12 protein-coding genes and 5 pseudogenes are annotated in these 15,926 nt (G+C 59.2%); 9 read left to right on the top strand and 8 right to left on the bottom strand.

All coding sequences use genetic code 11. From position 1 onward, the window contains the following. Positions 1 to 323 precede the first annotated feature (323 nt). A pseudogene (locus tag CQW49_RS25965) lies at positions 324 to 709 on the bottom strand (transposase); the annotation flags it as partial. Between the two features lie 160 nt (positions 710 to 869). Between CQW49_RS25965 and CQW49_RS25960 the strand changes: the two are divergent. Continuing rightward, positions 870 to 1,038, top strand: a pseudogene (locus tag CQW49_RS25960) (IS630 family transposase); the annotation flags it as partial. Between the two features lie 42 nt (positions 1,039 to 1,080). Here CQW49_RS25960 and CQW49_RS24000 read toward each other — a convergent pair. Then, positions 1,081 to 1,743: a hypothetical protein gene (locus tag CQW49_RS24000; protein WP_003615638.1), complete on the bottom strand. Its 663-nt coding sequence runs from the start codon at positions 1,741 to 1,743 to the stop codon at positions 1,081 to 1,083. A gap of 74 nt (positions 1,744 to 1,817) precedes the next feature. After that, positions 1,818 to 1,862, bottom strand: a pseudogene (locus tag CQW49_RS26455) (hypothetical protein); the annotation flags it as partial. Positions 1,863 to 2,164: 302 nt separating this feature from the next. On the opposite strand from CQW49_RS26455, the gene repA reads away from it, so the two are divergent. The 3 genes from repA to repC all read left to right on the top strand — a co-directional run bounded on the left by repA (position 2,165) and on the right by repC (position 5,888). Further along, entirely contained in the window at positions 2,165 to 3,358 is a 1,194-nt protein-coding gene (repA, locus tag CQW49_RS23990; protein ID WP_003615636.1) for a plasmid partitioning protein RepA, read from the top strand. Then, positions 3,355 to 4,344, top strand: coding sequence for a plasmid partitioning protein RepB (gene repB / locus CQW49_RS23985; protein ID WP_157926145.1), 990 nt, complete (start codon positions 3,355 to 3,357; stop codon positions 4,342 to 4,344). Before repA ends, repB begins: the two co-directional genes overlap by 4 nt. Before the next feature lie 209 nt (positions 4,345 to 4,553). Beyond that, on the top strand, positions 4,554 to 5,888 hold the full coding sequence (repC, locus tag CQW49_RS23980; protein ID WP_024750116.1) for a plasmid replication protein RepC: 1,335 nt from the start codon (positions 4,554 to 4,556) through the stop codon (positions 5,886 to 5,888). Positions 5,889 to 5,928: 40 nt separating this feature from the next. On the opposite strand, the gene CQW49_RS23975 is transcribed toward repC, so the two are convergent. From CQW49_RS23975 to CQW49_RS23965, 3 genes are read right to left on the bottom strand one after another with little or no spacing between them, the layout of a single operon-like run. Next, positions 5,929 to 6,843, bottom strand: a complete 915-nt coding sequence (locus CQW49_RS23975) for a recombinase family protein (protein ID WP_024750115.1) — start codon at positions 6,841 to 6,843, stop codon at positions 5,929 to 5,931. Positions 6,844 to 6,879: 36 nt separating this feature from the next. After that, positions 6,880 to 7,110, bottom strand: coding sequence for a toxin-antitoxin system HicB family antitoxin (locus CQW49_RS23970; protein WP_099832135.1), 231 nt, complete (start codon positions 7,108 to 7,110; stop codon positions 6,880 to 6,882). Positions 7,111 to 7,151: 41 nt separating this feature from the next. Then, on the bottom strand, positions 7,152 to 7,574 hold the full coding sequence (locus CQW49_RS23965; protein WP_024750114.1) for a putative toxin-antitoxin system toxin component, PIN family: 423 nt from the start codon (positions 7,572 to 7,574) through the stop codon (positions 7,152 to 7,154). A gap of 990 nt (positions 7,575 to 8,564) precedes the next feature. On the opposite strand from CQW49_RS23965, the gene CQW49_RS23955 reads away from it, so the two are divergent. Both CQW49_RS23955 and CQW49_RS23950 read left to right on the top strand, forming a co-directional pair. Next, a complete protein-coding gene (locus tag CQW49_RS23955) occupies positions 8,565 to 12,608 on the top strand; it encodes an RHS repeat-associated core domain-containing protein (protein ID WP_024750113.1) in 4,044 nt (1,347 codons plus the stop codon). A gap of 50 nt (positions 12,609 to 12,658) precedes the next feature. Beyond that, the gene (locus CQW49_RS23950; RefSeq protein WP_024750112.1) at positions 12,659 to 12,979 is read left to right on the top strand and encodes a hypothetical protein; all 321 of its coding nucleotides are present in this window, start codon (positions 12,659 to 12,661) and stop codon (positions 12,977 to 12,979) included. Positions 12,980 to 13,432: 453 nt separating this feature from the next. Here the strand turns inward: CQW49_RS23950 and CQW49_RS23945 are convergent. Continuing rightward, positions 13,433 to 13,798 (bottom strand): annotated as a pseudogene (locus tag CQW49_RS23945) (IS66 family transposase); the annotation flags it as partial. Positions 13,799 to 13,815: 17 nt separating this feature from the next. Here CQW49_RS23945 and CQW49_RS23940 point away from each other — a divergent pair. Then, positions 13,816 to 14,508, top strand: coding sequence for an RHS repeat-associated core domain-containing protein (locus CQW49_RS23940; RefSeq protein WP_155931344.1), 693 nt, complete (start codon positions 13,816 to 13,818; stop codon positions 14,506 to 14,508). Further along, a complete protein-coding gene (locus CQW49_RS23935) occupies positions 14,505 to 14,828 on the top strand; it encodes a hypothetical protein (protein WP_024750110.1) in 324 nt (107 codons plus the stop codon). Before CQW49_RS23940 ends, CQW49_RS23935 begins: the two co-directional genes overlap by 4 nt. A gap of 25 nt (positions 14,829 to 14,853) precedes the next feature. On the opposite strand, the pseudogene CQW49_RS23930 reads toward CQW49_RS23935, so the two are convergent. After that, positions 14,854 to 15,066: pseudogene (locus CQW49_RS23930) on the bottom strand (transposase); the annotation flags it as partial. 68 nt (positions 15,067 to 15,134) lie between these two features. Between CQW49_RS23930 and CQW49_RS23925 the strand changes: the two are divergent. Beyond that, positions 15,135 to 15,806, top strand: coding sequence for an IS6 family transposase (locus CQW49_RS23925; RefSeq protein ID WP_003616345.1), 672 nt, complete (start codon positions 15,135 to 15,137; stop codon positions 15,804 to 15,806). The last annotated feature ends 120 nt before the right edge of the window (positions 15,807 to 15,926 follow it).

Genomic DNA, 15,926 nt, shown 5'->3' with positions numbered 1-15,926 from the left:
ATCCATGAGCCCACTCGGGCTCGCTTTTGATCGGCCCCGCTGGTCGGTCACGAGCAGACTGTCTCCAAATGTTGCGAGCTCGCAACGTTCTAAGCCGGGCCCATGGCAACCTGGTGGATCGAACCAGGCATTTGAGTCCCCTAACCCGCATATCTCACCCCCACGGTGCCGCTTGGCGGGGTCGCGGATAAGTTGCCGGATTTGGTGATCGAGGACGTGTCGGCGCGCGTCCTCGTTCCGGCTGAAGCTCCTGGTGTGTTGGTCGGACGTTTTGGCGTTTCGGTGGGGGCTCCGGTGGGCCGAGGGGTGGGTTCGGCGCGGCTTCATGTCAGCGCCGCGCAGGCTGCGGCGAATTCGTGCACGTATGGAAAGGCCGACGCCATCGAGAACAGAACGCGCCGCACGCTGATCTTCACCTGCGCGCCGATCTTCAACCGCTTCAGACGGATCGTTCCGCAGGTCGCATTCGCGAGCTTCGTGCCGGAGAGACAAAGACGGCGCAACGCGCTCATTAGCACATAAGCGAAGGACGCGAGCCGCAGGCGCAGCTGATTGGCGCGCATGGTCCGCAGGAGATTCGATCGGCAAACAGATCGAGCTGGCATTCCTTGATGCGATTCTCCATCTCGCCGCGTGCGCAATAGAAATTCTCATAGAGCGCGCCATGCGTCGTCTTGTCCGCGGAGATCACGATGAAGCGCGGATTGCCGAGTTGCGCGCGCTTCGCCTTCTTCTTCTTTTTCTTCTTCTCGCGCTGTGTCGTATCGTCGGCTTCGGCCTGCGACGGCGTCATCCATTCCGCCTTGCCGACGACGCGACGCTCGCGGCTCCAGCTGTCGCGCGATAGGTGAAATCCTTGAAGCGTAGGCCGCCATTGGCTCGGCCGCCATCTGCGGCGCACATTCCATTTCACGCCAACATTCGCCTCGTGCCTCAACGCCGTAGAAGCTCACAAAGCGCAGACAGAAGCGCGGGGTCTTACGGTCGGTCACCGACCTGCGAGCCGCAAGCAACCTCTTCCTCGACGAGCGAAATCAGCCGTGAAGCGTTGCCGTCCTCTGCCGCCTCATTCCGAAACTTTCATTGTGCTGCGCCATGTACATGCTCGCCGGCCATCGGTTTGGCCGCCTCGATGTCGCCGCGGACGCCCTCCTGGCGCAGCGGCGGCGGCCGCTTCTGGAGTGTGCCCCACAGCCGCTCCATCCGCCCGCGCCCCTGCGGGCTATAGGAGGCGATGTGCTCGATGCCGAGCTGCGCCAGCGCCCGCCCGACCTGTGTCGGCCGCGTGGCGTCCACCTTCTCGCCGGCCTCCGGCGTGAAGAAATAATGGCTGCTGCGATCGGTGTAGAAGCTCGAGAACAGCCCGTGCTCCTCGATCGTCTCCCTGATCCCGCGCAGGCTCGACCATGTTCCCTCCTGTTCGACGAGGAAGATCGACAATAGGCGGCTCGTCGCGTCGTCCATGGTCGCGACGAGGTCGAGCGGGCCGTGCCCTTCCAGCCAAGGATGGGTCGAGGCGTCCTGAAACAGCATCATCCCCGGCAGCGGCCGTCGCTCGCGCCGCCGCCGATGAGCGCCGCGCTTCTTGGCCTTGGTCGTCAGACCGCGTAGCTGGAGCACGCTCTTCGTAAAGGTGTATGAGCGCTCGAACTTGGCGCCCCCCGGCATCTTCTCGCCGTGGATCGCCTCGTGGAAGTGCTTGGCGGTAAAGTCGAAATATTGGGTGCGGAACTGCTCCAGCATCCATTCGATCTCGTCGACCGGCGCCCGCCGGCCGGACGCCCGCGCCGCCGGTCGATCAGCCCTTCCGCGCCCTTCTCCTCATAGGCGTCCCGCAGCCGGCGAAAATGCCGCTCGCTCATCCCCAACAGCTCCGCCGCGTCGACGCAGCTCAATGTCCTCGCTCGACGCCGCCCATTGGCCTCGACAATCCGAGCCCTCCGAACCTTCGGCAACATGCGATCTCTCCGGCCTCAAACCGGATAAATCGCCTGCTACAAAATCCAAACATATCATGTGCTCTCGACAAGCGCTTTGGAGAGTTAGGCTTGCTTCTCAATTTTCGTTAACTCTTTTTCTCTTGCCGTTCTCGAAAGAATCGGCAACACCTGACGGTGTTCCTCATCGAACGACGTCGAATCCGTCATACGGGGATTTGGACCACATGGACGCTATGTCGGATACGACGGCGAAAATTGATCGGTTCACAGCCGCTCTCTCTCAGGAGCTGCTGTCGCTGCGAACTCGGCTATATCCTCCGTCGTCCCAAAAAGCATTCGGACGGACGTTCTCGACAAACGATCTCGTGCGCCTCCTCAAGGTTCCCGAATCGACCCTCCGATCGCTAACGCTGGAAGGTAAGGGACCTCAACCTGCGCGCCTTGATAACAATCGGCGCGTCTACACACTTCAACAGGTCTCCGAGCTGCGGTCCTATCTCGCTGAGGTCAGGCCAGAGGACGCCCTCGCCCTTAAACCTTGGAGGCGGCCGAACGAGCCACTGCAAATCGTCACCTGCACGAACTTTAAAGGCGGATCCTCCAAGACTACGTCGAGCATCCATTTAGCCCATTATCTTGCAATCCAAGGCTATCGCGTGCTCTGCGTGGACCTCGACCCGCAGGCTTCGCTCACGAGTCTCTTCGGCCTGCAACCCGAATTCGACGTCGGCCCCGACGAAACTGCTTACGCCGCCATTCGATACAATGACCACAAACCCTTTCGCTCAGTCATTCGGGACACCTACATCCCAGGCGTCTCGATCGTGCCTGGCAACCTAGAATTGATGGAATTCGAGCACGACACGGCACGTGCGCTCGCATCGCGTGAACGCGACGAGCTCGGCTTGTTTTTCATGCGACTGAAAAAATCGATCGACCAAGTCGCTCGAGATTTTGACATCGCGATTCTCGATACGCCGCCTAATCTCGGGTTTGGCACTCTCGCTGGTCTCTTTGCCGCTACAATCCTCATCATCACGGTCCACCCGGCGATGCTGGATGTTGCGAGCATGAATCAATATCTGATTATGCTTCGAGATCTGGCCGATGAGCTCGCACGGAACGGTGCCCGGCTCGAGCAGAATTGGATACGTTTTCTCGTTACGCGCCATACGCCAAGTGACGGGCCACAAGCACATATCGTTGGGCTACTGAGACACCTTTTCGACGAACACGTCTTCGTTTCGACGGCGCTCGAAAGCACAGCCGTCGCTGCGGCTGGTCTCGCGAAGAAATCGCTCTACGAACTTGAGCCCGGCGATGTGCCGCGAGAATCTTGGAAGAGGGCGCTTGAGAGCATGGATAGCGTGAACGCAGAAATTCTGGCGCTCATCCACAAATCATGGGGGAGAGCTTGAAGAGACCTTCCATTCTGAGCAAGCTCGGATCCACCGAACCTGCCATCGACACGCCGCAGCTACACAGCGTGGCGTCCCAACCACGTCAACGCGTCGTTTCCACAGCGATCACCGGGCTGAGTCGGAGCCTCGACGATCTCACAGCGGATTCCGTCACGACCCTGGATGCCGGCCTTATCGATCCCTCCCCCTTTGGCGATCGCCTCGAGCAGGATCAAGAGGCGTTCAATTTGCTCGTCGCTTCGATCGAAGCAGAAGGCCAAAAAATCCCCGTTCTGGTCCGGCCGCACCCGGAAAAGGACGGTAGGTATCAGCTCGCATACGGCCATCGCCGCCTTCAGGCCCTCAAGTCCCTTGACCGGAAGGTTCGCGCTTTCATTCGACCGCTGACTGACGCCGAGCTGATCCTAGAGCAAGGCGCAGAAAACGGAGGCCGGGAAGCGCTGACATGGATCGAACGTGCGCTTTTTGCAAAGGAAATGGAAGCACAAGGACTCACTTCGAAAGCGGTTTGGACGACGCTCGGCGTCGATAGAACGGGGCTCTCGAAAATGCGATCCGTCGTCGAAGCCGTCCCCCGCGATATCATTAGAGCAATTGGACGCGCTCCTGGCGTCGGACAGCCGCGATGGCAAGACCTCGCAAGCGCTTTTTCCACAGAAGGTGCCATCGATAGGGCTTCTACCGTCATAGCACGCACCACTTTCGCCAGCATGGCGTCCGATCAGAGATTTCTCGCGGTTCTGAAGGCTCTCGACGAGGGGCGGCGGGCCTCGGCGACATATGTCGAGCGTAAGGAGATCACTAGTTCGACAGGCAAACAAATCGCTTATGTTTCTTGGACAGCCAAGGGCCACACCTTCGCTATTCATAAAAGTGAAAGTCAGTTCTCGACATGGCTGACCGAGAACTTGCCGGACCTATACAAGCGGTTTCAGGAAGGGAGCGCGTCGGAACCGCCCGATGTTGCGATCTCGCAACATTGAGTTCGAAGCCAGCCGAACCTGACTGACGATTTCAAGCTCAACTGAAACATCGGAGATATCGCAAAAGAAAAAGGCCCCCGAAACGTCTCCGTCCCGGAAGCCCTTCTCAAAGTCTGACACCTTAGAGAATCACACTTCCGCGAATCGCTGTCAAGAGTCGGCGCCGTTTCGGTGAGCGAATTTCTTTTGCCCGAACGAGGCAAAGGATCATGCAGACACGTCCAACGACGCCCTTCGGGCGGCGGTCGCTGTCGCTCGCCATGGTGGCGAGCCAGACCGCGACCGAGGAGTTCGCGGCGAAACCGGGCGCATCCGAAACCGTCGTGCACAAATGGCGATTGTTTCGGGCGCTCACCGAAGCCAAAGAGCCGCTCGGCGTCACCGAGCGCGCGCTATCCGTATTGCACGCGCTGTTGAGCTTCCATCAGGAGACCGCCCTCGCTTTGGCGGGGAATAATGCGAGGCGTGAGGAGGCGAGCGGAGCCGCCGGCGGCATCGTCGTGTTTCCCTCGAACAAGGAGCTCTCGATCCGCGCCCATGGCATGGCGCCGGCGACGCTGCGGCGACATCTCGCCTGTCTGGTCGACGCCGGACTGATCATCCGCCGCGATTCCCCAAACGGCAAACGCTTCGCCAGAAAAGGGCAGGGGGGAGCCATTGAGGACGCTTTCGGCTTCGATCTCGCGCCGCTCGTCGCGCGCTCGAGCGAAATCGAGAACCTCGCCGAGGAGATGCGGGCCGAGAATCGCGCGATCGCGCTGCTGCGCGAGAAGATCACGCTCACCCGCCGCGACATCGCAAAAATGATCGAAACCGCTTTGGAGGAGGGCGTCTCGGGTGACTGGGCCGGCGCACATGAACGCTACGCGACGCTCTCGGGGCGCTATGGTCGGAGGCTTTCCCGCGCCGATCTGGAGGCTCTGGCCCGAGAGCTGACCGCGCTAGCGGCCGAAATCCACAAGTCGCTGGAAACGCACATAAAAGCTCAAAATATGAGCGGCAATGAGTCTCAAACTGAGCGCCACATACAGAATCAAACCACAAACTCTTCTGATCTTGAACCTAGCCTTCAAGAAGGCAGGGCCGATCCGTCCGGGCCAAATCTCGAAAAGCGTAGAGGACCGATCGAACGTGGCGCTGAAACGTCCTCGGATCGTTCGCGAATCGTCGATCCCAAACCAGCGCTTCGCGCCTATCCGCTCGGCATGGTGCTGGAGGCTTGTCCAGACATCGTCGATTATGCTCCGAGCGGCGAAATTGCCTCCTGGCGAGACTTGGCGGCTGCGGCGGCGATCGTGCGCTCGGCTCTCGGCGTTTCGCCAGACGCTTGGGCGCAGGCCGTGGACGTCTTGGGCGAGCATGACGCTTCGATCGTCATCGCCGCCATCCTGCAACGCGGCGAGGAGATCAAGAGTGCTGGCGGCTATCTCCGTGTCCTGACCGAAAAGGCGAGGGCAGGGGAGTTCTCGCTCGGGCCCGTGTTGATGGCGCTGTTGCGCGGCAAGGCTGCGAAAGCGGCGCGCGAGCGTAAGAAAACGGGGTGACGTGGGGATGGGTTTTCACGAGCCTCGGCCGTCCGCTCGATCACAGCGTTTCGGCGGCGAGCAATCGGAGCTTTTCGGCGCGGTCGAGCAGGCTTTTGACGGAGGAGGGCGCCCAGCGCGTTCCGCCGCGCGGCGTGCGCTCATACATCGCCTCGAGCTGCGCGCCGATTTGCGCGAGCGTCAGATCGGGATTGGCCCGCTTGATCCCGGCGACGAGCGTGACGAGTCGTTCGCTGCTGACTTTTCGGCTGGCGGCCTGATGGAGGAGGCGGGGCTCGATCAAACCCTCGGCGACGAAGCATTTGACCGCGCGCTTCAGGCGCTCGGCGGTCCATTGGGGCAGGGGAGCGCCATTGGCGCCATCGCGCTTGGCGTTCAGAACGCGCACGACATCTTGCCAGCGGTGATCCGGGCGCATTTGCCGGACGACCGGCAGCCAATGTTCGGCCGTTCGATTGACGCGCGCGAAATAATTCGCCGCCTTGGCGTCGACGATGCGCTGGATGGCGTCGCGGTCGCCGGCGCGGAGCTTTGGATTGCCGCCGATGCGGCCGCGCTTTTTGGCGGCGCGCAGGCCGTCCTTGGTGCGCTCCCGGATCAAAGCGCGCTCCAGCTCGGCCACGGCGCCCAGAACCTGCAGGGCGAAACGGCCTTGCGGGGTCGTCGTGTCGATCGGATCGGCGAGTGATTTGAAATGTGCGCCCTTGGCGTCGAGCTCGGCGATCACCGACAGGAGATGCGACAGTGAGCGCGCGAGGCGATCGAGTCTTGCCACCACCAGCACGTCGCCGCGGCGCACCCGCGCCAGCGCCTTGGCCAGTTCCGGCCGCGAGGCCTTGGCGCCCGACATGTGCTCGCGAAAAATCTCGACGCAGCCGGCCGCCTTCAGCACATCGGTCTGGGCGTCCGTGACCTGATCCTCGGTCGAGACGCGGGCATAGCCGATCAGGGGCATTCGCCCTCGTCTCCTTCCGACAAAATCAGCAACGGACTATTTGCGCGCCGTTCGATAAGCTTCCGGAATCTTGTCGTCTGCAACCGGTGGCGCGCCACCCTCGCGGCGCATGATACGGTCGAAGGCGCTCCAATCGGTCCGGCCTTTCTTTTCCGCGAAATAGCGAGCCGTGCGCAACGCCGAAACCTTTTCGGCCACCGCTGAAGCGACGAACTGGTTGAGGCTCGTGCCATCCTCGGCGGCGATCTTTTCGGCTTCCGCCTTCATCGAAGCGGGGAGCCGCAGGGCATAAGCGGCTGTTTTCGTTTTCATCGCACCATCCTCATCAGCGTATCTCTCGGCGTGAGAACGTCGATCCCAAAGCGCTCTCGGACAAGTCCGAAGTCACGCAAATTGAACGTCACGATTGTCGTGGCCCGCCCATTTACAGCCGCCTCGAGCACGAGCTCGTCGCCCGGATCTCGCAATTGCGGCCGCCAAAGGAACCAGATTTCGACCGGTTCGATCAGATCGATGATCGCATCGAGAAACTGAACGACCTCCTTTGTCGACAGGCCGGCCGCTTTTCGGTGTTCGTCGCGCAGACAGACGGCCTCATATTCGATTGCGAGGGCGGCGCTGGCCAAAAGCTGGATCTGTCCTCGACGCGCAAGCTTGAGAAGCTCCGCGGAGGCTCCGCTTGGGCTTCGGAGTGCTGCGATCAGAGCGTTCGTATCCAGAACCAATCTCATTGCCGCGAGTGTATCATATCGCCCATGATGTTATCAACAGGCTCTCAAAATCGAAAATGCAATTTTGATTAATATCAATAAACGGTCGTTTGAAAACGCATCCGAAGGCCAAACTTCGCCGCTGGGGCGTTGTTGGCGCGCCCCGAAAGGACGGAAAAGCCGCCCATTTCGTCGATCTGCGGGCCGAAAGCTCGCCTTCGGCGCCGTTTCGCGGCTTGCTTACTCCGCCGCGGCGACGCATTGCGATCCGATTGGCGAAGGAGAAAAAGGTGCATCCTATCACTCAAGCTAAATTCGATATCACTTGAGAAACGCCGTAATTAATACGGAATTAAAATGGGATTTGATCTCCTCGGTTCTGTCTCATTCGAGCGCTTGCAAGCGCCCTTCTCCACCGCAACCCGTCGCTGAACCCGGAGTCTTGATCTTGACATTTTGGAGGAGTGAGCGCATCTGTGCGTGAAGTAAATTGTTAACTTCTCGTGACATTGAAGGTGAGAAATGCGGTTTGTGTCTTTCATCGGCTGCGTCGTTGCGACAGCTCTGTCGCTCGCGATCTTTTTCCTCCCCGAGAGCGTTCGAGCTCAGGCGAATTTGGGAGAAGGCGTTACAGGATGGTGTGTTGTGACGGGGGGCGTAAGTGGGCCGTATCTGTGCCTCCCCACCCCCGACGCCGCTTGTCGGGCGCAATGGGAAAATTCGGCCGACCCGACGCACACTCCGGCGACGCGGTATATAGCTGCTTATCCGACTGGCGATCCGTCGCTCTTTCAGTGCGACTGGACGACGTATGGAGATGGTAGGTGTAACGGCGGATTGAATTCTTGCGGCTTCTATTCTCCCGGCACCGCCAAATTCCGCTGCGAGTCCGGATCGCATCCGAATGGACGTTCGCAATGCGTTCGTGACAACGAAGACGCGCCCCCGCGGGACGGTGGATGCGGAGCGAACTCTGGAGGTCTCCCAAATAATCAAAGGGGAAATCCCGTTGTGCTGTTCGACGGCGCGAAGGTCGAGCATGTCACGGACTTTTCGACGGCGGATAACCGTTTCCTGATCGAGCGGCATTATCGCAGTATCCCGCAAATCTACGGCGTTCAGGCAGCCAACGGAACAATCCGGGGCGCGATCGGAGGCTGGCGCTTCGGATTTGAGTTGGAGGTTCATTTGCAAGGAACCGGCGGAAACGCCGTGACCCTGCATTTGCCGAACGGCGTCGCTTACGATTTCACGAGGTCCGGAACGCAGTTCGTTTCGACGACTGGAAGCAATCCACAGGGGGACTATACTTTGGCGTTCGTCGGGACGGCGCCGGCAAATTGGTCGAGCATAACCGGAGCCTCGACACAATGGAGCGTGAAAGACGCGAGCAACCGCATCTGGTTGTTGCAGACATTTAACGTCGCGGTTAATAATCAACAAGTTGTAGCCTACAATGTCGCTCGACCGATCAAGATGACAGCGCCGGGGGGCTACGTCTGGAATTTCAGCTACGACGCGACGACCGGCGCGCTACAATCCATTACGGACAGTTATGGCCGCGTGTTCGGGTTCACCTGGAATTTCTTGGTCTACCCTAGGGCGACGGACCCGGGGCAATGGGTTTGGTTCAATCAGCCGGTAAGCGTTGCTCAGATCAGCCTGCCTGGAAACCAATCCCTGCGTTACACTTATGATCCGGATGTCATAGCGCCCGGCTCGTCGGTGCTCGAGGTCCGTCGACTCGTCTCGGCCGAGCTGCTCAGCGCCAGCGGGACCAGGGTCGATCTCACCACCTATCAGTATGAGAACGCCACTTATCCTGATTTTCTCACCGGCGTCACTGACGCCCGCAATGTGCGATATTCCACTTTCGCCTATGACGCGCGGGGGCGCGCTATTTCGACCTCGCATGCCTCTGACCAGGACACTTATTCGATCCTCTACAACACGCCGGCCTCCACGTTTCCCAACGAGTTGATCCGCACTGTGACCAATCCTCTCGGGAAAAAGGCCGAATATCATTGGAGCCATCCTGCGAACAGCAACGACTCGCGGGAAACATCAGTCGTCGGCCAAGCTTCGACCAATTGCCCCTCGAGCGCGAGCAGCTACTCCTATGGCCCCAACGGGAGTGGATTCACCGATTCCCAGACAGATGAGGAGGGGCGCGTTACGACATTCGTGCGCGATTCGCGTGCTCGTCCGACGTCAATCACCCGAGGAGCCGGCACGCCGCAGGCGTCGACGACCCAGGTGACCTGGAGCAACGACTATAATTTGCCGACGACGATCGTCGAGCCCGGCCTGACGACAACGCTGACGATCGACCCTACCACTGGTCTCGTTACGCAGATAGCGAAGAAGGACACCACGACGCAGACCGTTCCCTATTCCACGAACGGGCAGAAGCGCATCTGGGTTTTCGACTATGATGCGACAGGAAATGTCACCGCGGTCCACGGCCCGCTCGCCGGGACCGGCGACACCATTCGCTACGACTACACCACATCCGGCGCGCTCAAGCGCGTCACCGACGAGGTCGGAAATATCACAACGGCCACCGCTTGGAACGCGCTCGGACAGCCAACGTCGATCACCGACGCCAATGGCGTGGTGACGGCGCTGGACTATGACGGCCGCGGACGCATCAAGCGCATCTCCATCGACACGGCGAACACGCCAGTCGTGACGACGATCGAATACAGCGCAGTCGGCGATGTGACTAAAATCATGCAGCCGAACGGCGTCTATGAAATCTATGACTATGACAACGCCAGGCGACTCAAAACCATTACCAACTCCGCCGGTGAGAAGATCGGCTACACGCGCGACGCAATGGGCAACGCGACCAAAATCGCGATCGCCGAGGCGAGTTCGACCATCGACTACCGGCGAACGCAGATGTTCGACGAGCTCGGGCGTTTGATCAAATCGATCGGAGCAGGCTCACAGACGCATAGCTTCGGCTATGATCGCACTGATAATCTCACCACGGTCAAGGATCCTCGCTCAAACGTCTTCTCCTACGGCTTCGACGCCCTCAATCGGGTGCTTCAGGAAGTCGACGAGGACGGCGCGACCGTTAATCTCACGCGTAACGGTCAAGATGACATCACCGCCTATAAGGACGCGCGCAGTCTCACGACGACCTATGTTCGCAACGGCTTCGGCGAGGTGATCCAGGAGAGTTCGCCCGACAAGGGGACGACAGTCTATGTCCGCGACGCGCGCGGCCTCGTCTCGCGCAAGACCGATCCGCGCGGAGTCGTGATCGATTACACTTACGATGACGCCGGCCGCCTCACGGCCAAATCCTATCTCGGCAATTCGGCCTATTGGCAGACATTCTCCTGGGATGTGACGCAGACGGGCAATTTCGGCAAGGGTCGTCTCGTCGGCATATATGAGGAGGCGGGCTCCAATTGGCGCATCTTCGACCGCAAGGGACGCATAGCGACCGATTATCGAACCAATGCCCCCGCGCCTGCCGTCGAGGTCGACTACATCTATGACGCGGCGGGAAACATCATCGGAATGGTCTATCCCTCCGGGCGGCGCGTCGCCTTCTCCCGCGACGCCGCCGGGCGCATCAGCAGCGTCATCACCTATCAGAACGCCGCCAGCGCCGCACAGACCCTCGCTTCATCCGTCACATGGGCCCCGTTCGGCCCGGTCACCGGCATCGCCTTCGGCAATGGCCTCGCCGCGAGCTACACGCTGGACACGGATTATCGGATCACGCGGGTTCAAGTCGGCCCCTCGGACAATCCGGGCGGCACAATCGACCGCAGCCTCAGCTGGACCGGCGAGACCATCGATTCGATCGTCGACAATCTGTTCCCGGGAACAACGCCGCCCGGCGATTACTCTGCACAGACGCAGAGCTTCACCTACACGCCGACGCGCAGGCTCAAGACCGCCAGCGGCTATTATGGCGCGCTCTCCTGGTCCTATGACGCCAATGGAAACCGGACGGGTCAGACGCTCAACGGCGTGACCTCGCCCTATGCCTATCCGACGACCTCGAACCGTCTCGCCTCGGTGACGCCGCCCGGCGGCACGGTGCGCAATTTCACCTATGACGCGGCCGGCAATGTGCTGACCGACTCGCGCGCCGGCGCGCTGGGCATGACCTTCGAATATGATGTGGAAGGGCGGCTGTCGAAAGCGCGGCAGACCAATTCTCCCGGTATAGGCGGGACCTACCGCTATGACGCCCGGAGCCGCCTCGTCTCGCGCACGGTGACGCAAACGGCGGCGCCGACCACCTTCACGACTCTCTATGTTCACGACATCAACGACCACATCATCGCGGAGACGGATACGAGCGGCGTGACCCAGCGGGAATATATCTGGCTGGACGATATTCCGCTCGCCGTGGTGAGCGACGTCGCGAGCGGCTCGCCGGTGATCTATTATGTCCACGCCGACCACCTCGGCCGTCCGGTGCGGATGACGGCGCAGAACAAGGCACGGGTGTGGGATGTGATCTACTCGCCTTTCGGCGAGACGAGCTATATAAGGACCATTCCGGGGACGATCGACCTCCGCTTCCCGGGCCAATGGTTCCAGCTGGAGAGCGGGCTCGCCTACAATTGGCATCGGCATTATGACGCCACGCTGGGGAGGTATGTGCAGCCGGACCCGCTACGGGTGGATGAGCGTTGGGCAACGACAAGCGAAGTTCCTTTGAGCAAAAGCTTCCGATTTCGAAAAAGCGCGCTTGGGGAGCGATTGTTTAAAGCAAATACACAGCTTATCACGCACATTAACTACATCGACGGGCCAAGTATATACAATTACGCAAGGCAGATGCCTATCGTATCGACAGATTTTACAGGACTTGTCGCCGCGGCTCCGTATACACCGAGACCATCGAGTTCTATTGAACAATGCTATGCAAATGATAATAAATGCTCATTAAATACTGGGTATGAGCTGTTTGTAGATGGTGAGTATCTCACAAATTGTCATTACATGTGCGCTGGCAAAAGATCGTTTGTGCAGACGTGGTATGGTTATAAAGACTGCCCACAATTTGCTACTCCATGAGCGGGGGGAGTTCTATGCAAGTCGATGGCCGAGAGTTGAGATTCCATGGAATGACAGAACGCGTTAAGCAAAAGATTTGCATTTTTATTGCTAATGTTGAACAAATTGACAGCGAAGGCAGTCTAGTCCCGATGATAGGCTGGGTGCTCGAAACAACGTTTTTTGACTGCGATGGCGGTGTCGTGGGGCGTAGTGGACCAAAATTTACGCTCGGCGCAATTTCAAAGCAGAAATTGACTGATGAGCTTATCGTCGTCGTAGATGGACTAGAAGTTGCGCTCAGAATTCCTGCTGTGTATAAACGCAACGCAGATATCGATATATTCTTCGATATCTGCGATGATCAGATCGTCGATGTGGGTGCGACCTGACGGTCGGTTGGGTTCTGTCGCGAATTTTTTATCGCGGGCGCCGGAAAATTCAAAGCGCTGCATAATGCGGGCTAGGAGCCGGCGATCGAACGAGTGTTTACGATCCGTCCAAAGAAGCGCACCAAACATCGCAAACCTTGGTTCATCGCGTCTATAAACACAAAAATTGCGACAAAGTCCGAATTACTTTGCGGCGTCCGGCTATGATGCAGATTGTTCGCATTCCGCTCAAGCGGGGCAAAATGCAACCTTGAAGGTCGCGCCTCCGCCAAGCGTATCTTGCACCCATATCTTTCCGCCATATCTATCGATCAACTCGCTCGTGATAGGTAAGCGCCGTTGTCGTCCCATTGCCGCTGGAATGGAAGAACAGCTTGCAATCCGTTGCGACAAAGCATTGCAAGCCTTTGGCGCAAAGCTTTGCCAGCGATTGGTCGGCGTGCGGGCAAGCGATCAGGCGGCCGGCGCCGGCGGGGAGGAGTTGAAGGCCCAGGGCATCAGCTCGTCGATGCGCGACTGCGGATGGCCGTCGGCGATCGCCTCGAGCGTCGCCTTCATCCAGGCATAGGGATCGACGCTGTTCAGCTTGCATGTCGCAATGAGCGAAGCGAGACGCGACCAGGAATGTCCACCTTCATCGTGCCCCGCGAACAACGCATTCTTGCGCGTGAGAGTCAGCGGCCGAATCTGATTTTCGACGAGGTTGGTGTCCATCTCGATGCGACCATCGTCGAGGAACAGGGTCAGCCCGGCCCAATGGTTCAGAAGATAGGCGACGGCCTTGCCCATGTCGCTGCGGCCGGAGAGGCGCGCGGCCTGGTATTCCGCTCGCCGTGGTGAGCGACGTCGCGAGCGGCTCGCCGGTGATCTATTATGTCCACGCCGACCACCTCGGCCGTCCGGTGCGGATGACGGCGCAGAACAAGGCTCGGGTGTGGGATGTGATCTACTCGCCTTTCGGCGAGACGAGCTATATAAGGACCATTCCGGGGACGATCGACCTCCGCTTCCCGGGCCAATGGTTCCAGCTGGAGAGTGGCCTCGCCTACAATTGGCATCGGCATTATGATGCGAGCCTGGGGAGGTATGTGCAGCCGGACCCGATAGGGTATCAGGGTGGGCGTAGCCTATTCAATTACGCAGACGCAAATCCGCTTTCCTACTATGACGCGAATGGCTTGGAACGAAAACCCGGCAAGACGCCGAACGGGCGGTGGCCGACGCTGCCGGAGTCGGTGTGTGGAAAGAAGCCGAAATGGAATCCCGATGGCTACTGGGAAGGTAAGGGACGTCGAGTCTCGTGGGACGATCGCTCTCACGGCACCGGTGCTGATCGGGGCAATGGGCCGCAAGGTGGACATTGGGACGACGAAAACAGTGGCAATCGTTGGGACGAGGACGGCAACCTTCTTCCAGGAAGTCCCGATCTGCAGACGCGTAATTTCTCACCTCGGCCGAATTTTGCTCCACTCTTGCCTCTGATTCTTCTACTGCCATTCCCCGGGAATCCGATTTACGGAGGGATATGAAAATGCAGGATAATAGCGAGGGCTTCGACTGGGACGCGGTGTTTACCGGGATCAGGCGGCGCTTCGACGAAGTGAAAACTAATCCTCGGCGAGGCAAAAGTTTTCTGGACCACGTTTACAATCTACAAAATTGGGAGGCGGATGGACTGACCTATCCTTCTGTGACGCCCGTGTTTCCCGATCGCATCTTCGTTGCTTACGCGGTGTGTCAGCCTGATTGCGGAGAAGAGCAACTAATTGTTGAGGGTGGCACACAGGAGTGTCAGCGTTGCGGGCGCTTGATGTTCAGGGTCGAGACCATGTGCTATCAGAAATCATGAAGGCAACTCCTAGAGCGCTATCCGATCAAGCTGCATCATAGCCGGATGCCGCGAAGTAATTCGCGCATTCGCTCGGCGTGACGCATCGCAGGGCTTGGGCGACTGCGGCGTCGAGCGCATCGACCGTCCGCGCCGCGATGCGCTGAAGAACCGACTTGATCTTCGAGAAGGATTTCTCGATCGGATTGAAGTCCGGCGAATAGGGCGGAAGATAAAGGACCTTCGCGCCTTGGTTCTGTCGCGAATTTTTGTCGCAGGTCGGTTTGGGGCTATAATTGCCGGTAGTGGAGCTGGCGGACGAGTGCGATGATTGATTTCAAGGGCAGCCATTTTGAACGCGACGTGATTCTGTGGGGCGTCCGCTGGTATGTGGCGTATCCGATGAGCTATCGTCAACTCGAGGAAATGATGGAAGAGCGAGGTGTCGAAGTCGACCATTCGACGCTCAACCGCTGGGTCGTCAAGTATGCTCCTTTGCTGGAGAAACAGTTCCACACTCGCAAGCGCTCGATCGGATCCAGCTGGCGTCTCGATGAGACCTACGTGAAAGTCAAAGGCTGCTGGAAATATCTGTATCGGGCGGTCGACAAGGCAGGCGGGACGGTGGATTTCCTGCTGACGGCCAAGAGGGACTGCAAAGCCGCGTTGCGCTTCTTGCGCAAGGCGATCGGCCAGCATGGCGAGCCGGAGAAGATCACGATCGACAAGAGCGGCGCCAACACGGCCGCGATCGAACGCTACAATGCGGAGCATGAAGCGGACATCGAAATCCGCCGCATCAAATATCTCAACAATATTGTCGAACAGGACCATCGAGCGGTGAAGCGAGTGACGCGGCCGATGTTGGGTTTCAAATCATTTCGATCGGCTGCCGCGACACTTTCCGGGATCGAGCTCATGCATATGATCCGCAAGGGGCAGCTGCGAACGACAGGCGAATTGCGTCCAGCGCAGCAGTTCTATGCCCTCGTGGCGTGAGCCGCGTCACTCTCAGACGCCGGTGTCGCGTCCGTAGACAAAATTTGCGACACAACCCATTCGAGCGCCTGTGCGAAACCGCCCGTCTCGAAGCTCGCGCAGCGAGGTAAAGCCACGAAA

The organism is Methylosinus trichosporium OB3b (assembly GCF_002752655.1).
Lineage (GTDB): Bacteria > Pseudomonadota > Alphaproteobacteria > Rhizobiales > Beijerinckiaceae > Methylosinus > Methylosinus trichosporium.
The sequence above is the reverse complement of the archived record's forward strand: the minus strand, read 5'-3'. Positions and strand labels throughout refer to the sequence as shown.